Genomic DNA, 24,638 nt, shown 5'->3' on the forward strand with positions numbered 1-24,638 from the left:
TTTTCCTAAAAGAACATCAACTCTAATAATGGCATTTATAAAAATTGTATATTTAGATATATAAATTTATAAGGTGTTGTTATGATAAAAAAGGCTGTCGCTTTGCTCATTATTATTGGCGGAATTTACTGGAGTTTTTTGGCGCTACTGCCTCAAAATATATCTAGTTTAGATGAGGTAAACCAAAATTTCTCTACACAACGTGCTTTAGTTCATCTTAAAGAAATTTCAAAAAAACCTCATTTTTTAGGAAGTGATGTACATCTAGACGTGCGTAATTATATTGAAACCCAATTACAAAAATTAGGTTTAGAAACTCAAATTCAAGAAGCCTATTCCATTCGTGATTGGGGTAATTTAGCAAAACCCAAAAATATAGTTGCTCGAATTAAAGGACGTGAAAATGGTAAGGCGCTTTTGTTGTTAACACATTACGATAGTAATCCACATTCCTCAATTGGTGCAAGTGATGCGGGGTCGGGTGTTGTAACTATTTTAGAAGGTGTTCGCGCTTTTTTAAGTAAAAATGAAATGCCTAAAAATGATATTATCATTCTTATTTCCGATGCGGAAGAATTAGGTTTAAATGGTGCCGATATTTTTGTTAATCATCACGAATGGGCAAAAAATGTAGGTTTAGTTTTAAATTTTGAAGCTCGCGGAAGTGGTGGTCCAAGTATTATGCTTGTTGAAACTAACCAAGGTAATGCGGGTTTAATAGAAGGCTTTGTAAAAGCTAATCCGCAATATCCTGTTGGTAACTCGTTGTTTTATAGTATTTATAAAATGCTACCTAATGATACCGATTTAACGCGGTTTCGTGAAGATGCCGATATCGATGGTTTTAACTTTGCTTTTGTAGACGATCATTTCGATTATCATACTGCTATGGATACTTACGAGCGGTTAGATATAAAGACCTTAGAACATCAAGGTTCTTATTTAATGCCAATGCTTAAATATTTTAGTGAAGCTAATTTAAGTGCTTTAAAAAGTAATGAAGACTTTGTATATTTTAATGTACCTGTTTTAAAAATGGTTAAATACCCATTTTCATGGATAATACCTATGGTTATTCTGGCATTTATCGTGTTTATTGGGCTTTTAATTTATGGAGGTAGAGCACGTGTTTTTAAAAGAGCCGATGTTGGTAAAGGTTTTTTTGCATTTGTTGTATCGCTTATCGTTTCGGCTGTAGTTGGTTTGTATGCTTGGCCGGCTTTAAAATTTATATATCCACAATATGGGGAAATTCTTCAAGGGTTTAGTTGTAATGGGCATACTTATATTGCGGCTTTCACCTGTTTGTCTTTAGCAATCTGTTTCTTTGTTTACAGTAAAACCCACAAGCCAGGAAATGCAGCAAGTTTACTTATTGCGCCATTATTTTTTTGGTTGGGTATTTCGGTAGCCGTTGCCTTTGTTTTAGAGGGTGCTAGTTTTTTAACCGTGCCTTTGTTTTTTGGTTTGTTGAGTTTATTTATATTAATTCGAAAAAGGAAGCCAAGTATTATTAGTCATGCTATTTTAGCTTTGCCGGTACTTTTATTACTGGCTAATTTTGTGCAAATGTTTCCTGTGGGCTTAGGACTTAAAATGATGGTGTCTTCCATGGTTTTGGTTGTTTTAATATTCGGACTTTTAATTCCTGTTTTCTCTACTTTCAAACATAAAAAAAGATGGTCTTATGGTTTTCTTTTAGCAACTGTTTGCTTTTTAATTTCTGCTCATGTTAATTCAGGCTTTTCTCCAGAAAACCCAAAGCCTAACAGTTTGTGCTATATTTTAGATGCCGATGAAAATAAAGCAGTTTGGGCGACTTATGATAACGTTTTGGATACTTGGACTATTCCTTTTTTAGGAGAGCATCCTATGGCGGCCACAACCATAAAAGATTATACCATTGCAAGTAAGTACGGCACTAGTTTTACGTATGCTACAGAAGCACCGGTAAAATCACTAAAAGCGCCGCAAATGGTTATTGGGCATGATACTATTATTGGCGAATTTAGGCACGTAGAACTTTGTATTACGCCGCAACGCAAAGCAAACAGAATTGAGGTGTTTTCCGATTCGACAAATGTTTTTAATGCGGCCAAATTAAATGGTGTTGCTATTCGCGATAACGAAAAAATAGGCTTGGTGTTTAATAAGCGTAAAACTAATAGACTGTTTAGTTATTATATTTCAGATGAAGATCCTTTGGATATACAATTAGTACTTCCGAAGGAACAAAAAACAACTTTTGTTATTTACGAAACCTCTTTTAATTTGTTAGAAGATGAAGGTTTTGATGTTCCTAAAAGAGCTGATGATATGATTCCGAAACCTTTTGTTTTGAATGATGCTGTTATTCTTAAAAAATCAATTACTATCGAATAGTAAAATATTGGTAATCTTTTAACAGTTTAAATGTTAAATTTTTATAGTTTTAGCTTTTTAAATTAATATAGATAGATGAGAAAGATTTTATTACTTGTTGTTGTAGCATGTGGTTTTCAAATGCAAGCGCAAACAAATTCAGATTTATTAAAACATTACGAAGGATATTATAAGCAAATGAGGCTACAAGGTGATGTGCAAGGTATTATAAATGCCATGACGCATTTAAATGTTTTGTCTCCATCGGAAGCACGCCAAGATACATTGGCCTACATTTATATGAGTGAAGGTAAATATGTGCAGGCTTTAAACACAATAGGTGTTGTAAAAATGTCTACCGATTCTGATATTGCAGTTGAGGTAAAAGCAGTGTCTTTAAAAGCAGTAAAACGCCCTAAGTTAGCTATAGAGCATTTTAACGAAATGTTTAAAAGAGAACAAAACCCGTTAGTAGCTTATGAGTTGGCAGAATTAAATATGCAAACTAATATGCAAGCAGAGGCCCAAAAGCATATTGATTATGGTATCGCCAATTCGGAAGCAGATATGAAAAAGGCTTTTTACGAAACACAATCGCCTTATGAAGTGCCATTAAAATCGGCTTTTATGTATTTAAATGCTTTAGCAACTTACAATAAAGATAAAAAAGCAAATATAGATGCAGCTGTAGATATTTTAGATAGTATTTTAAAAGAAGCGCCTAACTTTAATTTAGTACAGCTTACTAAAACAGAGTTGTTAAGGCAAAAGCAAGTGATGCAAGCTCAGGCTGCTCAGGATAAAAAATAAGAATAGTATAGTATTAAAAAAGGCGTTTTCTAAATATAGAAAACGCCTTTTTTGTTTTTATTAATTATATGTTATTACCAGATTTTTACACGATTTTCTGGTTCAATATACATGTTGTCTCCAGCTTTAATATCGAAAGCGCTATAAAATGCATCGATGTTAAGTAAAGGTTGTACAGCTCTGTTCATTCCAGGAGAATGCGGATCTGTTTTTATTCTTGTCTTTAAAGCATCGTCTCTCATCTTGCTTCTCCAAACGGTTGCCCAACTCATAAAAAAGCGTTGTTCTGGTGTAAAACCATCAATAGGCTCTGGTCTTCCGTTAGCTTCTAAATCCATTTGTAAAGCATCATAAGCAGCATTAACACCACCTAAATCTCCAATGTTTTCACCAAGTGTAAAAGCACCGTTAATATGTACATCGGGTAAAACTTCAATAGCGCTATATTGATCGGCTAAATTTTTTCCTAAAGCTTCAAATTGTTTTAAATCTTCATCGGTCCACCAGTTGTTTAAGTTTCCGTTTTTATCATAGCGAGATCCAGAATCATCAAAACAGTGTGAAATTTCATGACCAATTACAGCACCAATACCTCCATAATTTACAGCATCATCTGCAGTGAAATTGTAAAATGGTGGTTGTAAAATAGCAGCAGGAAAAACAATTTCGTTGTAAGGTGGGTTAAAGTAAGCGTTAACTACTTGTGGAGCCATACCCCATTCGCTTTTATCTACAGGTTTAGATAGCTCTTCAATGGTTTTTTTATGATTCCAAGCTCTAACGTTAAGTATGTTTTGTAAGTACGATCCGTTTTCTTCTGGACCTTCAATTTGCAATTCTGCGTAATCTGTCCATTGATCAGGGTAAGCAATTTTTACTTTTAGAGCTAGAAGTTTTTCAATGGCTTTTTCCTTAGTTTCTTCCGTCATCCATGATACATTCGAAATTCTATTTTGGAAAGCAAGAATTACGTTTTTAATCATGCGTTCTGCCTTTGCTTTAGCTTCTGGCGGAAAGTAGTTCTCTACATATAATTTACCTAGCGCTTCACCAACAGTGTTGTTTACAGTGCCTAAAGCACGTTCGTTTAAAGGTTTTTGAGCCTTAGCTCCACGAAGTTCTTTACTATAGAATTCCCAGTTTGCTTTAGCTAAATCTGTGCTTAATAATCCAGCAGCATCATTAAAGCTGTTCCAGCGTAAATAAGCTTTCCAATCTGCTACGTTGTTTTCTTTTAAAATACCTTGTAAGGCATCAAAATACTTTACTTCGCCAACAATTACAGTATCGATAGATTTCACACCAATACCTTTAAAATAAGCATCCCAGTTTATAGCTGGCACCATGTTTTGTAAATCGGCAATAGATCTTGGGTTAAAGCGTTTACGTGCATCACGACGCTCTACTTTGTCCATTTTTGATTGTGCTAAACGTGTTTCGAAATCTAAAATTTGTAAAGCTTCAGAGCTTGCTTCTTCTTCCGTTTCTCCTAAATGTTGTAACATTTTAGAAATGTGTGCTAAATATTTAGCTCTAATTTCTTTCGAGTTTTCATCGTCGTTAATGTAGTAATCACGATCTGGTAAACCTAAGCTGCCGCCACCTATATAACCAACATTTTTGTTACTGTCTTTAGGGTGAGCGCCCACATAAAAACCAACAAAACCAGAGCCACTTTTAGATTCCATTTCTATAATGTAATCTTGTAAGTCTTGGATGTTTTCTATAGCATCAATTTTTGCTAAGTAAGGTTTTAATGGTTCTATACCTTGCTTATCTCTAGCAATAGTATCCATTATGGTTTGGTATAATTTTACCGCTTTATCTTGATCCGAACCAGCAACAATTTCCGTTTTCTTTAAATCTTTATCTGTCGATAATGCTGCTTTTAAAATAGTAAGCGCATCGTCGTCTGTTTTTTGTCTAAGCTCGTCAAAACTTCCCCAGCGTGTTCTGTCTGATGGAATTTCGTTGTTGTCTAACCATTTTCCGTTAACGTATCTAAAGAAATCGTCGTTGGGTTTGGTTGTAGTATCCATGAATTCTAGGTTAATTCCTGGTACAGTTTCAACTTGAGCTATAGTTTCTTTTTTTTCGTCGGTTTTACAAGCGACAACAGAAAGAAAAGCAAGCCCACTTAATAGGGATAGGTAATTAGGTTTCATTTTCAATTTTTAGGTTTATAGTGAGTTATAGTGTTAAGATGTAATCTTATGCGCTAAAATACATATAAATTCTACTTTATAGAAGCAGATTTGTTTAAAAATGAAAATGAGGTTAAAAAGAAGGTTTTATGGTTTAGCTATGTTAATACCGTCGGCTTCAATTTTTTGATTCATTTGAAAGTTGAAGTTAGAGAACGATATTAAGAAATCTTTTATAGTTAAAAGAAGTTCGTCTTTGCTTGTAGATTCTAAGTTAGCTAAGCTTTTTAGTTTGTAAAGATGTGTTTCTAAGGCCGAAATTCTAGCTAGTGTAGCATCGCTATTCACGGCTTCTGGGATATCCTTTTTTAAATCGCGTAACAGTGTTTTTATATTTTTATCGTTATCATAGAAAAAACCTAAATCTCCTTTTTTTACATTGTTGATGTGGGTTTCTAATTGAAAATATTCTGCCCAATCTTCAATAGCTTTTTCTGTTTTAACATCTAAGGCGTATTCCACATATTTAAGTTGCGCTATACTTTTTTCTGAAAGGTTTTGAGAGGTGGTTTCTTCAATTTCGGTTTCAACCTCAGTGTCTTGTGTTTTTTTACACGCCGAAAATGAAAGCAAAATACTTAGAGTAATTAAAATTTTAAACGTCATTATAATTCAATTAAAAAGATAGGTTACAAATATATACTAATCCGCAATGTGTTTGGTAGTAAGTAGAACGAAATGGTGCTATATTTTGTTGTATTTAAGTTTGGTAATAGCGATAAACACTTGATTTGTAAAAAAATAAAGTGTTTTTAAAATAATTGTAATTAATTGTATCTTTGATGCAATGCCAAATGTGTTTAAAGAATAAAGCGTTTCTTAAACTTGGTGAAATCCCTAAATTGTAATTAATATGTTAGAAAATTTTTGGTTTAACGTGGAGTATGGTGTTAATCACGTACTTGATATAAATGCCTATGATCATGTTTTATTTTTAATTGTTCTAACGGTTCCGTACCTGTTTAGGGACTGGAAACGTGTACTTTTATTAGTTACAATGTTTACTTTAGGGCATACCTTATCTTTAGTAATGGCAGCTTATGGCGTGATTACTGTAAATGGTGCTATTGTTGAGTTTTTAATACCTGTTACCATTATGGTTGCGGCACTTTTTAATGTGTTTACAGCGGGTAAAGGAGCGCAAAAGGAAAAAGTTGGCATTTTGTTTTTAACCACACTTTTCTTTGGTTTAATACATGGTTTAGGTTTTGCACGAGAATTTAAAATGCTTTTAGGGAGCAACGATAATAAAATTTTATTGCTTTTAGAATTTGCCTTAGGTATAGAATTAGCACAAATAATTATTGTATTTATTGTGTTGTTCTTGGGTTATTTAGTGCAAACTATTTTTAGATTTTCTAAGCGTGACTGGGTTATGGTTATTTCGTCTATTGTGGTTGGTTTAGTGATTCCGATGATACTAAATAGCGACTTTTTATCTTAATTTTTGATAAAACTTTAACTTACAGAGGTTGTAATTAAAATACAATCGAACTATATTCGTTTAATCGAACAGACAGTTTTGCGTTAGGGATTGATGCGGCATCCTTTTTTTATGAATTCGACTGCCAAAGCAGTAGTATTAATAGAAAAAGATATAGCGGAAAGCCCGACCCGAATAAGCCTATTGTATTTAGGTTAATGCCTGAGATTTAAAATGAGGGTAACGCCATAATTAAAACGAATTGATGCCAAAAAATAAACAACAAAAATATGATAAGGCCTATTTGCGCATTGCGAAAGAATGGGGTAAATTATCGTATTGTAAACGCCGACAAGTTGGGGCGATAATTGTAAAGGACCGTATGATTATTTCGGATGGTTACAATGGAACACCGTCTGGTTTTGAGAATTTTTGTGAAGATGATGAAGGATACACAAAATGGTATGTTTTGCATGCCGAGGCCAATGCTATTTTAAAGGTTGCAGCTTCTACGCAATCTTGCAAAGGTGCAACACTTTATATCACAATGTCGCCGTGTAAGGAGTGTAGTAAATTAATACACCAAGCGGGTGTTGTAAAGGTGGTTTATCACGATTCTTATAAAGATGATTCGGGTTTAAGGTTTCTTGAAAAAGCAGGAATTGAACTCGAACAAATAGTTGATTTAACAGCAGAATGACCTATCAAAAAAAATATTTGCCATTGATTTTAGGCGTAGCTATTGCTGCGGGTATTTTTATTGGAGGGAAGTTGAGTTTTTCGGGGTCGTCGGACCGGGTTTTTACGAAAAACAGTAAAAAGGAAAAACTTAATAGACTTATTGATTATATCGATTACGATTACGTAGATGATATAAATACCGATAGTATTGTTGATGTTACCGTAAATGGAATTTTAGAAAATTTAGATCCGCACTCGGTGTATATTCCTAAGGAAGAAATGGAGGGTGTTGCCGAGAACATGAAAGGTGATTTTGTGGGTATTGGCGTTAGTTTTTATCCGTATAAAGATTCCATTGCCGTTATTCGTTCTATTGAAGGCGGGCCAAGTGAAAAAGCCGGTATCAGAGGTGGAGACAGAATTGTGATGGCCGATGGCGATACACTTTACGGAAGTAAACTTCGTGAAAACGATATGGTTAAAAAATTAAAAGGCCGTATTGATACCGATGTAAAACTTAAGATTTTTAGAAAAGGTGAGCCGGAACTTTTGGATATTACTGTAAAGCGTGATCTTATTCCAATAAAAAGTGTGGATGCGGCTTATATGTTAACTAAAAAACTAGGTTATATTAAGGTGAATCGCTTCGCGGAAACCACTTATGATGAGTTTAAAACAGGTTTAGATAAATTAATTGAAGCCGGAGCCACTGAAATTGCTTTGGATTTACGCGATAACCCTGGTGGTTTTCTAGATACTGCAAATAAAATTGTAGATGAATTTTTGGAAGAAGATAAACTTATTTTATTCACTAAAAATAGACGTGGCCAAATAAATAAAAGCTTTGCCACAGATGAAGGTGATTTTGAAGATGGTAAAATTTATGTGTTAATTGATGAGAACTCTGCTTCGGCTAGTGAAATTGTTGCGGGTGCTATTCAAGATAACGATAAAGGAACTATTGTAGGGCGACGTTCTTACGGTAAAGGTTTAGTGCAACGTGAAATGGAATTGGGTGATGGTAGTGCCGTACGTTTAACGGTATCTCGTTATTATACACCAACGGGACGTTCTATACAAAGACCTTATAAAAATGGCAATAAAGATTATTACGATGATTATTTTGAGCGTCTTGAAAGTGGTGAGCTTTTAGATTCTGAAAAAATACAAGTAGCCGACTCCTTAAAGTTTACAACACCTGGCGGAAAAGTAGTTTACGGTGGTGGTGGTATTATTCCTGATGTTTTTGTGCCTATAGATACAAGTATGCAGAATGAAACATTAACGTTTTTACAGCGTCGTGGTTTTATGGGGTATTTTGTGTTTGAAGAGCTTGAGAAAGACCGTCATAAATATGATGAGATTTCGCGTAGTGATTTTATAGAGTCTTTTGAAGTAGGAGACGATATGGTTTTTGCCTTTCAAGATTATTTAAACTTAAGAACAGATACCGCGATTACCTTTGTGGCTTATCAAAAAGAAATAAAACAGTTTATTAAAGCAACTCTAGGTGATCAATTATTTGGAGATGGCGCATTTGATGAAATCTTTAACAAGAGTGATACCATGATAGAAGAGGTGATTAAACTGAGTGATGAAGGTTTAGCTGTTAAGGAATAACTACTATTTAGATTACTATATAAAACTAAAAACGCCCGATTTAATTAAATCGGGCGTTTTTGTTATCATCTAAAAAAAAAGGTGTTTTTATTTTCCTTTATTTACTTTATCAATGTATTTCTGTAAAGCCATAGTCATAGAAGGTGTTTCTGGTGTTGGCGCAGCAATATCTACACGTAAACCTTTTTCTTCTACTGCTTTAATTGTAGTGTTTCCAAATACAGCGATACGAGTATCATTTTGTTTAAAATCTGGAAAGTTTTGAAATAAAGACTCTATTCCCGATGGACTGAAAAATACAAGTATATCGTAAAGTACATCAGCTAAATCTGTTAAATCACTAACCACAGTTTTGTAAAACGTAGCTTGTTTCCATTGCACACCTAAAGCATCTAAAGTATCTGGTACTTCCGGTTTAACTTTATCTGTAGTTGGTAACAAGAATTTTTCGTCTTTATATTTTTTAATAAGTGGAGAAAGTTCTGCAAACGTACGTTTTCCAACATAAATTTTACGTTTTCTATAAACCACATATTTTTGTAAATAATAAGCAACAGCTTCCGATTGGCAGAAATATTTAAGACTATCAGGAACTTTAAAACGCATTTCGTCGGCCACTCTAAAAAAGTGATCTACAGCATTTCTACTTGTTAATATAATGGCTGTGTACTGGCCTAAATCTATTTTTTGATGTCTAATCTCCTTGGCAGAAACCCCTTCAACATGAATAAAAGGACGGAAATCTATTTTCACCTTTTGTTTTTCTTCTAAATCGAAGTAAGGTGAGTTTTCTATTTTAGGTTCTGGTTGAGATACTAAAATGGTTTTCACTTTCATAAGCGCAATCAGTTTTTATTCTGTTATTTTGAAGCCAAAACCTTATATAAAAATAGATAAGGTGCGATTTCAAGTGCGCAAAGATACAAAATAAAATAAAACAAGTTGTTTTTTATTAAATTTTGATGTCTTTTAAATGAGGTTATTAGCCCGATTAAATTAACTAAAACAAGTAGCCCAATAAAGCCGTATATTACTTGTGTTGTTGGGGATAATGTGAAAAGTAAAAGGCCATTTATGGGGAGTAAAATAACACCTAAAAAGTTTTTGTAACTAATTTTTTGAAATACATACTGGTCTACAAGTCCATCTATAGAAAAAATACTACCTAAAAGGCGTTCTAAAAGTACTTTTATTAATATAAAAACCGATATGCCAACGGCTATTTTAAACATTAAATTAATAGAGACATCGGTAATGTTATAGGTGTGTTTATAAACAATGTAACTAAACACAGATGCCGATAGAATTAAGTTTCCAAATAGTAGAGCGTCAAACTTGTCGAAAAACTTCTGATCTCGAGCATAAATATTAAGATACTTCGAGTTTATTACCACAAAAGTGAAGTCCGTAAAACGTTTAGGCGCAGTAAGTTTTGCTATAGCAATAACCGCCATACCTATTATTAAAAGTATGGTAAATAGTTCGTTTGATGGAATAGCTCTAATCACGGTATAAAATTATTATAATTATTAGTAAAACAGCTAAAATATTAAGGAATTTTTAAAGAACCCGTATTTTAAAAAATGTACATTTGCTAAAAATTTGTAGGCTTTCAAAAGGAAAATGATGAAGGGTAGTGTTGTAATTATACCAACATATAACGAAATAGAAAATATAGAAGCTATTATCACAGCAGTGTTTGCTCAGTCTGATGACATTCACGTACTCGTTGTTGATGATAATTCGCCAGATTTAACACCTTTAAAGGTTAAGGAACTGCAAGGTGTATTTGCTAATCGATTGTTTTTGGAAGTTAGAAAAGAGAAATCGGGCCTTGGTACCGCTTATATTCATGGTTTTAGATGGGCTATCGATAAAAAATATGACTATATTTTTGAAATGGATGCCGATTTTTCACATAATCCAACCGATTTAATAAAATTATACAACGCTTGCGCGGAAGAAGGAGCAGGAGTATCTATAGGTTCACGCTATAAAACAGGTGTAAATGTCGTAAATTGGCCCATGAATCGTGTGCTAATGTCTTACGGGGCATCTAAATACGTGCGTATTATCACCGGAATGCAAATTCATGATACCACTGCTGGTTTTGTGTGTTACAAGCGCGAGGTGCTAGAAGCTATAGATTTAAACACCATTAAGTTTATTGGTTATGCCTTTCAAATTGAAATGAAGTTTAAAGCTTATTTAAAGCAATTTAAAATTATTGAAGTCCCTGTGATTTTTACAGATAGAACAAAAGGAGTTTCTAAATTAAGCGGCGGCATTATTTCCGAAGCTATTTTTGGAGTTATTACAATGAAACTAAAAAGTCTATTTAAAAAATAGGAAAGATTATGAAATTAAGAACGACACTTATTAAAAACGCTCATATTGTTACCGATGGAAAAACAATAAAAGGCGATATATTAATAGAGGGTAATTACATTAAAGAAATTAACGATTCTATAAGTGCAAAATCTGCCGATGTGCATGTATTAGATGCCGAAGGAAAATATGTTTTACCGGGAGCTATCGACGATCAGGTTCATTTTAGAGAACCAGGTTTAACGCAAAAGGCAAATATTGAAACCGAATCTAGAGCGGCTATTGCAGGTGGTATTACATCGTTTATCGAAATGCCAAATACCAATCCGCAAACTACAACTGTAGAAAAGTTAGAGGAAAAGTTCGATATAGCAGCTAAAACATCTTATGCTAATTACTCGTTTATGTTTGGTGGAACTAACGATAATTTAGAAGAAATTTTAAAAGTTGATCCAAAATCGGTTGCCGGTTTAAAGTTGTTTTTAGGTTCTTCTACCGGTAATATGTTGGTAGATGATCCAGCGGTTTTAGAAAATATTTTTAAAAGTACCGATATGGTAATTTCTGTGCATTGTGAAGACGAGGCTACCATAAAAAAGAATTTACAAGAACATATCGATAAATTTGGCGATGATATTCCATTAAAATATCATCCAATTATCCGTAGTGAAGAAGCTTGTTATATTTCATCTTCTAGAGCTATAGAATTGGCTAAAAAAACAGGTGCTAGACTGCATGTTTTTCACTTATCTACAGGTAAAGAAACAAACTTATTCAGTAATAAAATTCCTTTAAAAGATAAAAAGATTACAGCCGAAGTTTGTATACATCACCTTTGGTTTAGTGATGAAGATTACGATAAAAAAGGAACATTGATAAAATGGAATCCTGCGGTAAAAACTAAAGAAGATCGCGATCAACTTTGGGAAGCTTTACTAGACGATCGTATCGATGTTATAGCAACAGACCATGCGCCACATACTATAGAAGAGAAAAATAACGTTTATACAAAAGCACCATCGGGCGGACCATTAGTGCAACACGCTATACCTGCTATGTTAGAAATGTACCATAAAGGAAAAATTTCTATTGAAAAGGTTGTCGAAAAAATGTGTCATAATCCGGCTATTTTATTTCAAGTCGAAAAACGTGGTTATGTAAAGGAAGGTTATTTTGCCGATTTAGTTTTAGTAGATTTAAATAACCCATGGACGGTTAAAAAAGATAATATTTTATATAAATGTGGATGGTCTCCTTTTGAAGGCGCTACCTTTAAATCTAGAATAACCCATACTTTTTTAAATGGAGCTTTAGTGTACCAAAATGGTAAGTTTAACGAGGTAAAAGCAGCAAAAAGATTAACTTTCGATAGATGATTTTAAACCGATTTTCAACATATTTAAGCATCATGCTATTGGTAACAGCTTGTTATCAATTTAAAGCGCCTAAAAAGCCTAAGAATTTAATTTCTAAGGAAAAAATGGTCGATATTTTAATTGATGCAAAAATAGTAGGTTCCGCCAATATGGCTAATAAGCGTATTATGGAAAGCCATGGTGTCGATTTAGAAACCTATGTGTTTAAAAAACATAATGTAGATAGTTTACAGTTTGCAGAAAGCAACGAATACTACACGTTTAATATTGAGGAATACGATGAAATTTACCAAAAGGTAAAAGACAGTCTAGAAGCCTTAAAGTTGTTTTATAAAGACGTAGAGAAAAAAGAAGAAGCCGAAGTTGCTAGAAAAAGAAAGCAAGATTCTTTGCAAATGCTAACCACATTAAAAGATTCTATTTCTAATTTAAAACTTCATGATTCTATTAAAACACGTCTTCAAAAAGAAATTTTATTAGACACAACCTTGCTAAAAGAGAAGTTTAATAAAATTATAGAAGAAAATAAAACCGTTACCGACGATGTGTTGGAGAAAATTGAAAGTGTAGACCGCCAAAAACTTTCAAAAATAAAATCGAAATTAGTTAAACCTATTTCAGATAAAGACGTCCGGTCTCGCGAATAATATCATCAACAGCTTTAAATTCAAAATTTAAGGCTGTTTTTATTTTATCGCTATTGTACTGCGTATCGGTAGATAGCGTGCGCACCAAATTTCTCGTTAATTGCCTACGTATACCTGTAAGTTTAGTTTTGGCCCAATCTAATTGCCAACCTATATTTAGTAACCAACTTGATGCTAGTTTTTTAGGTGGTTTCCCATTAACAGCTGTCGCTAAAGTTTCTAAAAAACGTTTGTAAGTCCAATGTTCTGCCACCAAAACAAAACGTTCATTAGCAATCTCGCTATTCATTAAAGTTGTCATAGCGCGTACCACATCATTAACAGTAACTAGAGCAATAGTTCCCGAGGTGTAAAACGGAAACCCTTTTTTAGCTTTTTTAAATAAATTACCGGTGCCATTGTCCCAAAAACCAGAACCTAAAATAACACCAGGATTTACAATTACAGCATCCAAACCTTCTTGAGTACCGCGCCAAACTTCCATTTCGGCACCGTATTTAGTAATAGCATAAGCATTATTGTCTGCTTCCGGATTCCAAATGGTTTCCTCGCTAACAGGCTTGTTGTTTAACTCGCTGCCTAAAGTCGCAATCGAGCTTACGTAGCAAAGTTTTTCAACTTTTTCCGATAAGCATAAGTTAACAATATTAGCAGTCCCGTCAATATTTGTACGCCTTAAAAGATGGTATTTATTAGGCTCGAAAGACACAAAAGCGGCACAATGATAGACGTGGGTAATCCCCAAAAAAGCGTCCAACAATGCAGGAATATCCAAAAGATCTGCCTCCACCCATTCTATCGAATCAAAAAGCAATTCAAAATCAGTATCCAAAGACTCAAATACATTTTTTACCAACGGCAACCTATGTTCACTCCTATAAATTGCTCTAACTTTTTCGTTTTGTTTAGTCAATTTATACAGCAAATGCGCACCAACCAAACCTGTTCCTCCCGTTACTAATATCATGCAACTAAAGTAATAAATATTTAATCCAAAGCACTTATTTTAGTATAATTTGGGCAATTTTATTTTGGCTTTTAATGGCCAAAATAAACCGCGCTTTCCGCTATATCTTTTTGCAAAGCAATCCTGAACTTGTTTCAGGATCTGTTCAATTCCAAAGAAATTTCAGTTAAAAATTAAAGCATAGCCTATTTAAATGCTTTACAAAAAGGATGCCGCTGCAATTACTATCGCGTAAAGTTCTGCGACCTATTGAATAGTAATGCAATTAAACTTGCATGGCACTCATTATTTTCTCAACCTGTTCTAGATCAGAATTTAACACCTGAAGTTCAACTTCACAAGTAGGTACATAATGCATTAATTGCGTTGTAAACTCGTTTTTTAAGTAACAGGTAATACCTTCAGATTCTAGTTTGCCTTTTAGTATAATTAAATCCGAAGCTAAGTTCGATTTTTTAATGGTTGTTAAGCTCATTTATTTTTTTGGTATTAATTTTAACGTAAAATAATAACACCTTATCATTTAAAATAAAGTGTTATTTCATAATAAATAGAATTATTTTTATACAAGGTCAAACCAAATTAATCCACATGGTCTTTTTCAAAATACCACCATAAACTAGAATCTATAGACGATTTCATTTTGGTAATATCGGCATGATCCTTTAAAACTACGGTGATATTTTCGCTAACTCTATTTTGTCCGATACTTTCTGTAATTTCAATGGTTTCAATCTCATTAAAATGTTCTAAATGCTTTTTAATTCTAGAGTCTAACGATTCATCGCTCAAAAAAATCTTGATAGCTTGCTGGTTCGGGGAATTTCTAATTTCAGATCTAAACGGTAGCATAGGCGTAAGTATTAAATTAAACATTAAGGAATTGCAAACACAATACTCTAAAGTTAATGATTTATTCAATATCTTTCAATAAAATTATTAAATTAACATTGAATGAGTATTATTTTAATAGAAATGTTATTTAAACTGGAGAATTGTGTTTCTTCTAAAGATAAAAAGAATAGCCAAATTTCTAAATCTACCGTGGGTTGGCATTTAGATCATGCCCTAAAAGTGATTAATTCGGTAAGTGAGCAAGCTATAGATTCTAATCCCGAAACCTATAAATCGAACTTTAGCTTTATGCGCGTAGTGTTATTTAAATTAGGTTTTTTTCCAAGAGGTAAAGCTAGAGCGCCAAAATCAGTAAGACCTCCAGAAACGATTGTAGAAACAGAAATACATAATCAGTTACAAGTTGCTAGAACGCATATTAAAAAACTAGAAACGCTTCCGGAAAACGCTTATTTTAATCACCCTATGTTTGGCATGCTTAATAAAAAGCAGACTGTTCATTTTTTAGAAATCCATACCAATCATCACTTAAAAATTATACGCGATATTTTAAAATCATAAAAAAAGGTTCTTCGAAATGCTTTCAAAGAACCTTTTTAATTAAAATTTAAAGTGATTTATTCTAATAATTTCAACTTTGCTAAATCGTGGAAATAGAAATTCTTTTCATCATTCATAGAAACAAAAACACCATTCGGAAATTTATCACCTAAAGCCACTGTTGTAACATCGCAACCATCGGTTTCCAAAGTGCCTAAATTTAATTCCTTAATAAAAGCATTTGTTTTTAAATCGAAAATGCAAAACGTATGTGCTTGTTGGTTAGATACTATTAAAAACGATTTGTCGGCGTATTTTGCAATAGCAATACCTTCAATGTCGCGCTCAAAATATTCACCTCCAAAAGCATAAATTTCTTTATCTCCTTGCGATGGCTCAGCGTGATACTTACGAATACCGTGCATTTCATCAGAATAATAAACCATACCTGTTTCGTTATCTACAGCAATGGCTTCTATTTCTTTTTTACCACTAAAAGTTCCAAAGGTTCTAACTAGTTTTGAGTGCACACCTAAACTATCTGAAGTTAATAAGTATTGATGTAAATAGCCTTCTTTTGGTCCGTTTTTACGTCCAACAATAGCGTAGATATCATTTGTTTTTGGCGACTTATAAAGCGCAATACCCATTGGAGCATCGAACTCTGGCGTAGTTTCATTTTCAAAAACAGGAAAACCACCGTTGTCTAAAGGTTTCATATCTGGCACCGAATACAAACGGATGGTTCTGTTTTCTCTTTCCGTAAAGGCGATGATATCGGTTTGGGTAGAGTCGTTAAGTTTAAAACCATATTCTAAATCGATATTGTTTGGTCGTTTTATGTTTCTAATGGTTTTGTTTTCTATAATTTTCCCATCTAAATCAAAGGCGTAAATAGCACCATTGGTTTCTTTATCTGTCCCGAAAATGATACTTTTTGAGGCATCGTTTGGGTTTACCCAAATGGCAGGGTCATCAGTATCGTGCAACGTGTTTTCTGTAATAACATCTGGTGCAATTTCTGGGAATTGAGTGCCGCATGCAGTTAATAATGTTAAGCTTCCTAGTAATATTATTTTATTGTAATTCATTATGTTTAGTTTCTTTTAAATAGATCGTATTTTAAGCCAAAAGTTAAGCGTTGTCCATAAGACTCAGACTGCATAGTTCTCGATTTTTCACCTTGATAATAACGTAAAGCCTGGTTTGTTATGTTATTTAAACTTACGTAAATACTTAGATTTTTGTTGAATTTATAACCAGCGTTAAAATCTAAGAAAAATTGTTTGTCGTAATAACGGTCTTCAAAAGCACGACCGCCAATTTCATCTACATAAGCTCCTGAATAATTACCAGAAAGCCTAGCGTTAAATTTTTTGTCTGCATAAGCTAACGATGCGTTAAACATATTTGGCGCTGTATTTGGTAAATCTAAATCTGTACGTTCTTCGCCATCTTCATTTCTAATGCCATCTGCGCTAGATGATAAATGGGTGTAATTTAAGTAAACACTTAAGTTTCTTGCAAAACTTGGTAAGAAATCCAACTGACGTTGGAACGCAAATTCAAATCCTAAAATAGAAGCTTGGTCTCCATTGAAAGGTTGGTAAACTTCGTATTCATTTTCATCTTCATATTGAAAAACATAAATAAAATCTTGAATATCTTTGTAGAAAACACCTCCAGAAATAACACCGACAGATTTAAAATAATGTTCTGCCATAACATCAAAATTCATAGATGTTGTTGGATCTAGTTCTGAGTTTCCTAACTTAATTTCTTCATCTTCATTGTTTATTTCTCTAAACGGAACAAGGTCAATATAGTTTGGTCTTGCCAAAGTATTGGTCCATGCAAAACGTAGAACGGTTTGTTTTGTTAAGTCGTATTTTAAATGTAAACCAGGTAAAACATTGGTGTACGAGTTTTTATCTGTAACACTATTGTTTCCTTCAAAATCACCATCTTCATCAAAAATAATTTCGTTACCTGTGCTGTTAATACTGGTGTGCTCTAATCTAATACCAAGTAAAATGTTTAATTTATCGGTTACTTGTTGGCTTGTCATGGCGTAACCAGAAAATACATTTTCGTCGACGTCAAAGTTTGCTGTTAGGTATTCTTCTGGTAAGTCTTCAGCTTCAAATAAAGTAGCGTCGTTTAGATTTAATTGTCCAAGAAATTCGGTAGTTGCAAAAGACCCGATAGCATATTGATTGCCTGCTAAAAAATCTGGATTACTGTAATCTCTGGTTGGGATACCTCCTAATAGATCGAAGCTTGAGTCTTCTGGGCTATATTCAATAAAATCGTTATCTCTGTTTTTATTTTTCAATCTTGTTTTTACACCAAATTTTAATGATCCGTTATTATCGTCAAATAAGTTTAAAGGTAACTTGAAATTCGCCACAACGTTAAAGTCTTTTTCTTCGGTGTATTGGTTTTCTTCGGTTAATTCACCAAATTCAAAGCTATTGTAAAGGGCATCGTTATTGTCAACGGGAGTAAATAGAGGGTGTCTAGAGTCGTTGTTGTAGTTAATGGTATACTCACTTTCGTATTCTAGGTAGCGCTCGTTTAAACGCTCTTCAGAAGCTTTAGAGTAAGCTGCCATCCAATCTATTTGTAGTTTGTTAATTAAGTGTGCACCGCCAATATTGTAGTTTTGCATGCGTTGATCTTCTAATCTGGTGTTTTGGTTTCTATCGTTGTTAATACCACCTTTAGTTTGGCGTTTTGCTTCTATAGGGAACATACTTAAGTTACCACTAGAATCTACAGTAAAATCGCCTGAAGCAATATCTTCGCCGTCTAGAATTTCGTGCTCTAACCTAAATCTATTTTCACGATCATCTCTCCAATTGTAAATAGATTTAAAATAAATACTATTATTTTGATCAAGCTTATAATCTAAGTTAGCCGAAAAACTACGTCGTGTACGTTGTACAATATAATCTCTAATTTCAAAGGTTTTTGCATAAGGATTAACGTTTACCTCCTCTAAATTATCTTCGTCATCATTTGCGTTATATTCGAATTCATCTTCCCATTCGGCTTCAAAATTATGACTTCCAAAATCGTTGTCGTTAACCGAAGCAGAAAGCATCCATCCAAACTTTCCGTTATTACTTCTATTTCCTATTAAAAAAGAACCATTAAGTATTTTTTTATTCGAGATGTAGTTAACACCCGATCCGGCTGTAGCTGAAACTCGAAAACCTTCTGGAGACGTTCGGGTTACTAAGTTTACCGAACCACCTAAAGCATCGGCATCCATATCTGGTGTTACTGCTTTGCTAACTTCTATAAGCTGAATCATGTCTGCTGGAATTAAATCCATTTGTACATTTCGGTTGTCACCCTCGGCGGAAGGTATACGGCTGCCATTTAAAGTTACAGAGTTTAATTGTGGCGCTAAACCACGAACAATAATGTTTCTAGCTTCTCCTTGGTCTACTTGCATAGTAATGCCTGGAATACGTTTTATAGCGTCTCCGATGTTGGCATCTGGAAATTTACCAATTTGATCTGTAGAGACTACATTGGTGATGTTTTGTTTGTTTTTCTGTGCATTAAGCGCTTTTGCTTGTCCGCTTACATAGCTTGTAATAGTTACGCCATCTAGTTCTAATGCTTTTGGAGTAATAGTGAAGTTTAAAGTTGAAGTTGCGTTTGGTTTTACATTAACTTCCGCGCTACTATCATCATAGCCAATATATTTTACTGTTACGGTTTGGTTACCAGCAGGAACTCCAACAAGTGTAAAGTTTCCGTCAACATCGGAAATTGTTCCCTTTTTTAAAGATTCAATTATAATATTACTAAAAGGTACTTTTAATCCATCGCTATCTGTAATAACACCTTGAATATTACCTTCTTGTGATATTCCTGTCAACGAAAGTAGTAGTGTTATTATTAAAATTGCATTGTTTTTTCTCATGATTATTGTTAGTTATTTTGTCTCGACGAAATAATAAAAATGAGAATGAAATTGGATTATGCTTTTTTTAAATTAACGTTAACTGTGTAGAAGAAAATACTTTAGTTTAATCTGTAGTTAACATTAAAAAAACATTTAGAAAATATTAATTTTTGTCAACGCAAAAACCCTTTCTGGAAACAGAAAGGGTTTTAATTTTATTAAGAAAGTTAGTTTCTAAGCTTCGAAAGCTTCGATAGAAACGTAAGATTTGTTATCTTTTTTCTTAGTAAATTTTACTAGACCGTCAACTTTAGCATGTAAAGTGTGATCTTTTCCTTGGTATACGTTTTCACCTGGGTGATGCGTGTTACCACGTTGTCTTATGATAATGTTTCCAGCAATAGCAGCTTGTCCACCAAATATCTTAACGCCTAAACGTTTCGATTCTGATTCTCTACCATTCTTCGAACTACCAACTCCTTTTTTATGAGCCATGATCTAAGGTTTTATATTGTTATACTTAAGTGATTTAGCAATTAAGCTTTACCACCATCTAATTCGTCTTGCCATTTTTTCAACTCATCCCATTTACCATCAGCAGCTAATTGAGCTTGTGCTGGCCATGTGTCAGTTACGTGGTTACCACGAACATCAGCGATGATTTCAGAAATTTTTGAAGCTTCAGTTTTTGCTAATTCAGCAAATGTTGCAATTCCTGCAGCAGCTAAAGTTTCAGCGATTTTTGGTCCAATACCTTCAACTTTTTTCAAGTCGTCTGCTTTACCTTTTGCTTTTTTAGCAGCTGGCTTAGCTTCGGTTTTTGGTTCTGCCTTTTTTACTGGTGCAGCTTTTTTTGCTCCAGAACTAGCAATACTTTCAATTACGATTTCCGTTAAAGATTGACGGTGACCATTTTTTACACGGTAACCTTTACGTCTTTTCTTTTTGAAAACAATAACTTTATTGCCTTTAAGGTGTCTTAAGATTTTAGCACTTACTTGTGCTCCATCTATAGCTGGGGCGCCTACAGTTACATTGTCACCATCTGCAATTAAAAGAACGTTATCGAAAGAAACTTCCTTACCTTCTTCTGTTGCTAAACGGTTAACAAAAACTCTTTGGTCTTTTTCAACTTTAAATTGATGCCCTGCTATCTCTACAATTGCGTACATAGCGTAACGTTTTTATTAATTAATTTGTTTATAAAATGTGCTTATTTTGTCCATAAGCGGGTGCAAATATACTGCTAATTAATTAATTTACAAACGATTTATTCTTTTTCAGGCATATTTCGGCTTATTTTAAAGCGTTGCATGATTACAAAGGCTGAAACTACTGTTGTTGCTAAACCCATTACAGCAACTATAAATATGATTAAACCCGCATTAATGTTGAAGTTCCCGTTCATGGAATTTGTGAGTTCGGGTAAATAATTTAGATCTATTTCTGTAGAGTAAATTAAAAAAAAAGTTGTAAAAATTAAAGTTGCTATAACCCCAGTGAATACTCCTGTTTTAAAACCTTCACCATAACTAAAACTGTTAATGTTTTGTAGCTTACGCAGTCGTATTACTTCATATATGCCAAAACCAGTAATTACAGAATTGAATAAGCTAAATAAAGGATTTTTGTGTAAATCGAATAGTCCCAACACCAAGAAATATGCAATTAATACAGCACTTGTTACGAGTCCGAATCTAAGTGAGAGCGACATTTTTTTCATGGTTTTTATAGTTTAGTTCTTTTCAATTTCGTGAAAATTTGTGATTTATCATAATATTTAAATGTTTTTTGACTGTAAATATTGTAATCAGTCTGTTATAAGAATCATAAAAAATCTCAATTCTATGCTCTAAATAACAAGGATTTAGTAATTTTGTTATTCCATAAACTTAAAAAACTAGTTATGAAAATGATAAAGAATATTTTAATGCTTGTAGTGGTTACTATTTTTGCATTTAGTTGTAAAAATGAAGCTAAAGCTGAAGTTAAAACAGTTGAACACGCTAGTGAGGCTGTAGCTCAATTAGATCCAAACGCAACTTATGCTAAAGCAGAATTTACTATTGAAGGTATGACTTGTGCTATGGGGTGTGCTGCTACTATTGAGAAAAAAATAGCAAAAATGGAAGGTGTAAAATCTTCTAAAGTTGATTTTGATAAAAAATTAGCAATGGTAGAATATGATGAAGCTAAAGTTTCTCCAGAATCTCTTACAAAAACAGTAACAAGTGTTGCTGATATTTATAGCGTAAAAGATATGAAGACTGTAAATGCTTTTTCAGCAGGAAAAGAAACTGCAAAAGCATGTGAGCCAGGATGTGAAAAATCTTGTTGTACTGCAGGTTTAAAAGAAGGAGGAAAAATGAGTTGCGCTACCGATTGTAAAGAAGCTTGTTGTGCTAAAAAAGCTTAACACTTTTACTAAGTAATATATTTTAAACGCTTTGGTTTTTTAAACTGAAGCGTTTTTTTTATTTCCATTTTATACTTTCCATAATGCGTTTCATGTCATTTTGTAAATAGTGAGCTGCTGGAAGTATGGAGTCGTAATTAGGTTTTGTTTTAAAATAAAGTGAAGCTGTTAAGAAATGATTGATACTATCTGTAATGTAAAACTGCGCGGGGGAGGCAACGTTTCCTTTTACTTCAGAAAATAAGCCGTAAACCTTTCGGTCGTTATTTTCATATGGATAAGCGGGGATTTCATCAGCTTTTTTGGTGTGCTCTAGTGTTAGTTTTTGTGCGTCTTCAATAAAATCAACCAAGTTGTTTTTATCCTTTTCAATAGCTTTATAAGTTAAAAAAATGGTGCCTTTTAATGTTGAATATTCAATGTTTAGACCATAACTTTCCGTTGAAGCACGTAGTGGTTTTACTTTAATTTGTTCAGCTAAAGCATTTGTTTCAAACGTAAAAGGTAGCGCCTCTAAGTGTGTATTAGAATAATTTGGTTCAGGATACTCTAAGCTTAAAAAAGCTTTGGGTTTTGGTATGTAATCTTCATTACAAGATAAGCACGCTATGGCTAAAAAAAACGCGTAAAACTTTTTCATAATTATGTTATTGTAAACTTAACGAGTCTTATTCTTTTTTTATCTAAAGCCTCAATAGTGAAAACGTAATTTTTAAAATTTATTTTACTGTTGAGCTTCGGAAAACTTCTTGAAATCTCTAAAACAAAGCCGGCAACTGTTTCTGCTTCACCTTTATGGTCTTCAAAAATAGTTTCATCTTCAATTTTAATAATTTTATAAAAATCTTTTAAAGCTGTTTTGCCTTCAAAAACGTAATTATTATCATCTAGTTTGGAGTATTTTAAATCTTCATCGTCAAACTCATCACTAATATCTCCAACTATTTCTTCAATAATATCTTCTAAAGAAATTAAACCCGAAGTTCCACCGTATTCATCTACAACAACGGCTAAATGGACTTTTTTCTCCTGAAATTCCGCCATCAAATCATCTAGCTTTTTATTTTCAGGAACAAAAAATGGCTCACGGATTAAGGTAGCCCAATCAAATTGTTTTCTGTCTATAAAAGGTAGTAAATCTTTAACATAAAGGATGCCTTTTATATTATCTATATTATCTTGGTAAACAGGAATTCTAGAATAGCCGTTTTCTACAATTTCTGGCATAATATCCACGTATTTTTGATCAATATTAAGAGCGAAAATATCTATTCTAGGCCGCATGGCTTGTTTGGTGTCTGTATTTCCAAAAGATACAATACCTTGTAGAATGCGTTGTTCTTCTTTAGTAGTATCTTCTTCGCTAGTAAGTTCTAGAGCTTGCGATAATTGATCTATACTTAAATTCGATTTCTGCCTACCTAATTTACTGTGTATGGCTAATGTTACGCTGCGCATAGGTAAACTAATAGGTGAAAGCAAAACATCTAGAACTCTTAACGGATAAGCCATAAAGCTGGCGAATTTTAAGTTGTTTCTGCTGGCATAAATTTTTGGTAAAATCTCGCCAAATAATAAAATTAAGAAGGTTACAATGATAACTTCTAAAGTGAATTTTAAAACGGGGTTTGTTATGCCTTCAAATAAACTACTGCTTAGGTAGGCGAATAAAATAACAACTGCAATATTTATAAAATTATTGGCAACTAAAATAGTGGCTAATAGTTTTTTTGGACGTTCAAGAAGTTGTAAAATAATTTGAATACGTTTAGATTTCGCTTCCAAATCGGCTTCAATATCAGATTTTGATAATGAAAATAAAGCGACTTCGGCTCCAGAAATAAGTGCAGAGCAAAATAAAAGTAAAAATAATAATAAGTATCCTAAGGCAACAGAAAAATCTATTGCTACAAATAAACTGATTAAACTTGTGGGGTCAGGATCCAAGAGCTTGAGTTTTAGTTAAACACAGGGTTCTCGAAAAAGCATCGAGAATAAAATTAAAATGGTAAGTCGTCATCGGCGTCTTCAATAGGTTTACTTGCAGGTTGCGGACTAGCTGCGGCAGGTTTTTGTTGTGTTGCTGCGTTGTTAGCATTGCTTTCACTTTCTTTTTTAGTTGAAAGAAAAGTGAAATCACTGCATTGTATTTCGGTAGAGTATCTATCGTTACCCTTTTCGTCTTGCCATTTTCTGGTTTTCAAACGGCCTTCGATATATACTTTATCGCCTTTGCTTAAATATTTTTCGCAAATTTCTGCGCCTTTATTTCTTACAACAATATTATGCCAGTCGGTGTTAGTAACGCGCTCATTGGTTTGCTTGCTAACATAGGTTTCGTTAGTTGCTAAAGGAAAACGACCAACACAGCCGCCACCTTCAAAGTAGTGCATTTTTACTTCGTCGCCCAAATGCCCAATTAGCATAACCTTATTTAATGTTCCAGACATAATTTCTTGTTTTAAGAGAAAGCAAAAATAGATAAATA

At 33.4% G+C, this 24,638-nt stretch carries 25 protein-coding genes; 10 read left to right on the top strand and 15 right to left on the bottom strand.

Annotation, left to right across the window (positions count from 1 at the left end):
• Positions 1–81: 81 nt before the first annotated feature.
• Both BM246_RS07455 and BM246_RS07460 read left to right on the top strand, forming a co-directional pair.
• Positions 82–2,382 (top strand): M28 family peptidase, encoded by a 2,301-nt coding sequence (locus BM246_RS07455; RefSeq protein ID WP_074936863.1) that lies wholly within the window; start codon positions 82–84, stop codon positions 2,380–2,382.
• A gap of 75 nt (positions 2,383–2,457) precedes the next feature.
• Complete coding sequence (locus BM246_RS07460) at positions 2,458–3,171, top strand: hypothetical protein (protein ID WP_074936865.1); 714 nt, start codon at positions 2,458–2,460, stop codon at positions 3,169–3,171.
• A 74-nt stretch (positions 3,172–3,245) separates the two neighbouring features.
• Here the strand turns inward: BM246_RS07460 and BM246_RS07465 are convergent, their stop codons facing one another.
• Both BM246_RS07465 and BM246_RS07470 read right to left on the bottom strand, forming a co-directional pair.
• Complete coding sequence (locus BM246_RS07465) at positions 3,246–5,336, bottom strand: M13 family metallopeptidase (protein WP_042502496.1); 2,091 nt, start codon at positions 5,334–5,336, stop codon at positions 3,246–3,248.
• Between the two features lie 126 nt (positions 5,337–5,462).
• Positions 5,463–5,981, bottom strand: coding sequence for a hypothetical protein (locus tag BM246_RS07470; RefSeq protein WP_042496447.1), 519 nt, complete (start codon positions 5,979–5,981; stop codon positions 5,463–5,465).
• Between the two features lie 247 nt (positions 5,982–6,228).
• Between BM246_RS07470 and BM246_RS07475 the strand changes: the two genes are divergently transcribed.
• The 3 genes from BM246_RS07475 (at position 6,229) to BM246_RS07485 (ending at position 9,099) form a co-directional block, all read left to right on the top strand.
• The gene (locus BM246_RS07475) at positions 6,229–6,819 is read left to right on the top strand and encodes a HupE/UreJ family protein (RefSeq protein WP_042496450.1); all 591 of its coding nucleotides are present in this window, start codon (positions 6,229–6,231) and stop codon (positions 6,817–6,819) included.
• 244 nt (positions 6,820–7,063) lie between these two features.
• Positions 7,064–7,498, top strand: coding sequence for a deoxycytidylate deaminase (locus tag BM246_RS07480; protein ID WP_042496452.1), 435 nt, complete (start codon positions 7,064–7,066; stop codon positions 7,496–7,498).
• On the top strand, positions 7,495–9,099 hold the full coding sequence (locus BM246_RS07485) for a S41 family peptidase (RefSeq protein WP_074936868.1): 1,605 nt from the start codon (positions 7,495–7,497) through the stop codon (positions 9,097–9,099). The genes BM246_RS07480 and BM246_RS07485 overlap by 4 nt, the downstream gene beginning before the upstream one ends.
• An 87-nt stretch (positions 9,100–9,186) precedes the next feature.
• Here BM246_RS07485 and BM246_RS07490 read toward each other — a convergent pair whose 3' ends face one another.
• Positions 9,187–9,936, bottom strand: a complete 750-nt coding sequence (locus tag BM246_RS07490) for a uroporphyrinogen-III synthase (protein WP_042496453.1) — start codon at positions 9,934–9,936, stop codon at positions 9,187–9,189.
• Between the two features lie 23 nt (positions 9,937–9,959).
• On the bottom strand, positions 9,960–10,607 hold the full coding sequence (locus BM246_RS07495) for a DUF4271 domain-containing protein (protein WP_042496456.1): 648 nt from the start codon (positions 10,605–10,607) through the stop codon (positions 9,960–9,962).
• 118 nt (positions 10,608–10,725) lie between these two features.
• On the opposite strand from BM246_RS07495, the gene BM246_RS07500 reads away from it, so the two are divergent.
• From BM246_RS07500 to BM246_RS07510, 3 genes are read left to right on the top strand one after another with little or no spacing between them, the layout of a single operon-like run.
• On the top strand, positions 10,726–11,448 hold the full coding sequence (locus tag BM246_RS07500; protein ID WP_042496458.1) for a polyprenol monophosphomannose synthase: 723 nt from the start codon (positions 10,726–10,728) through the stop codon (positions 11,446–11,448).
• An 8-nt stretch (positions 11,449–11,456) separates the two neighbouring features.
• Positions 11,457–12,803: a dihydroorotase gene (locus BM246_RS07505; RefSeq protein ID WP_074936870.1), complete on the top strand. Its 1,347-nt coding sequence runs from the start codon at positions 11,457–11,459 to the stop codon at positions 12,801–12,803.
• On the top strand, positions 12,800–13,450 hold the full coding sequence (locus BM246_RS07510; RefSeq protein ID WP_081958597.1) for a DUF4296 domain-containing protein: 651 nt from the start codon (positions 12,800–12,802) through the stop codon (positions 13,448–13,450). Before BM246_RS07505 ends, BM246_RS07510 begins: the two co-directional genes overlap by 4 nt.
• On the opposite strand, the gene BM246_RS07515 is transcribed toward BM246_RS07510, so the two are convergent.
• From BM246_RS07515 to BM246_RS07525, 3 genes are all read right to left on the bottom strand, one after another.
• A complete protein-coding gene (locus BM246_RS07515; protein ID WP_074936872.1) occupies positions 13,416–14,417 on the bottom strand; it encodes an NAD-dependent epimerase/dehydratase family protein in 1,002 nt (333 codons plus the stop codon). The genes BM246_RS07510 and BM246_RS07515 overlap by 35 nt on opposite strands.
• A 265-nt stretch (positions 14,418–14,682) precedes the next feature.
• Entirely contained in the window at positions 14,683–14,892 is a 210-nt protein-coding gene (locus BM246_RS07520; RefSeq protein WP_042496465.1) for a putative signal transducing protein, read from the bottom strand.
• A 107-nt stretch (positions 14,893–14,999) separates the two neighbouring features.
• Positions 15,000–15,293 (bottom strand): hypothetical protein, encoded by a 294-nt coding sequence (locus BM246_RS07525; protein ID WP_042502502.1) that lies wholly within the window; start codon positions 15,291–15,293, stop codon positions 15,000–15,002.
• A gap of 78 nt (positions 15,294–15,371) precedes the next feature.
• On the opposite strand from BM246_RS07525, the gene BM246_RS07530 reads away from it, so the two are divergent.
• Positions 15,372–15,833 carry a DUF1569 domain-containing protein gene (locus tag BM246_RS07530; protein WP_074936874.1) on the top strand — a complete coding sequence of 154 codons (462 nt, stop codon included), beginning with the start codon at positions 15,372–15,374 and terminating at the stop codon, positions 15,831–15,833.
• Between the two features lie 56 nt (positions 15,834–15,889).
• Here BM246_RS07530 and BM246_RS07535 read toward each other — a convergent pair whose 3' ends face one another.
• The 5 genes from BM246_RS07535 to BM246_RS07555 all read right to left on the bottom strand — a co-directional run bounded on the left by BM246_RS07535 (position 15,890) and on the right by BM246_RS07555 (position 21,457).
• Positions 15,890–16,903: a phytase gene (locus tag BM246_RS07535; protein ID WP_074936877.1), complete on the bottom strand. Its 1,014-nt coding sequence runs from the start codon at positions 16,901–16,903 to the stop codon at positions 15,890–15,892.
• A gap of 5 nt (positions 16,904–16,908) precedes the next feature.
• On the bottom strand, positions 16,909–19,752 hold the full coding sequence (locus tag BM246_RS07540) for a TonB-dependent receptor (protein WP_074936879.1): 2,844 nt from the start codon (positions 19,750–19,752) through the stop codon (positions 16,909–16,911).
• 216 nt (positions 19,753–19,968) lie between these two features.
• Complete coding sequence (rpmA, locus tag BM246_RS07545; RefSeq protein ID WP_074936881.1) at positions 19,969–20,229, bottom strand: 50S ribosomal protein L27; 261 nt, start codon at positions 20,227–20,229, stop codon at positions 19,969–19,971.
• 41 nt (positions 20,230–20,270) lie between these two features.
• Entirely contained in the window at positions 20,271–20,906 is a 636-nt protein-coding gene (rplU, locus tag BM246_RS07550; RefSeq protein WP_074936883.1) for a 50S ribosomal protein L21, read from the bottom strand.
• A gap of 98 nt (positions 20,907–21,004) precedes the next feature.
• Positions 21,005–21,457: a DUF4199 domain-containing protein gene (locus tag BM246_RS07555; RefSeq protein WP_074936885.1), complete on the bottom strand. Its 453-nt coding sequence runs from the start codon at positions 21,455–21,457 to the stop codon at positions 21,005–21,007.
• 189 nt (positions 21,458–21,646) lie between these two features.
• On the opposite strand from BM246_RS07555, the gene BM246_RS07560 reads away from it, so the two are divergent.
• Complete coding sequence (locus tag BM246_RS07560) at positions 21,647–22,150, top strand: heavy-metal-associated domain-containing protein (protein WP_231961831.1); 504 nt, start codon at positions 21,647–21,649, stop codon at positions 22,148–22,150.
• Positions 22,151–22,208: 58 nt separating this feature from the next.
• Here BM246_RS07560 and gldD read toward each other — a convergent pair whose 3' ends face one another.
• Genes gldD through BM246_RS07575 form a run of 3 tightly spaced genes read right to left on the bottom strand, consistent with a single transcriptional unit; the run spans position 22,209 to position 24,600 of the window.
• Positions 22,209–22,790 (bottom strand): gliding motility lipoprotein GldD, encoded by a 582-nt coding sequence (gene gldD, locus BM246_RS07565; protein ID WP_042502509.1) that lies wholly within the window; start codon positions 22,788–22,790, stop codon positions 22,209–22,211.
• A 2-nt stretch (positions 22,791–22,792) separates the two neighbouring features.
• Positions 22,793–24,097, bottom strand: a complete 1,305-nt coding sequence (locus BM246_RS07570; protein WP_042502511.1) for a gliding motility-associated protein GldE — start codon at positions 24,095–24,097, stop codon at positions 22,793–22,795.
• 53 nt (positions 24,098–24,150) lie between these two features.
• Complete coding sequence (locus BM246_RS07575) at positions 24,151–24,600, bottom strand: single-stranded DNA-binding protein (protein WP_074936888.1); 450 nt, start codon at positions 24,598–24,600, stop codon at positions 24,151–24,153.
• Between the last annotated feature and the right edge of the window lie 38 nt (positions 24,601–24,638).

Source organism: Algibacter lectus, from assembly GCF_900112395.1.
GTDB lineage: Bacteria > Bacteroidota > Bacteroidia > Flavobacteriales > Flavobacteriaceae > Algibacter > Algibacter lectus.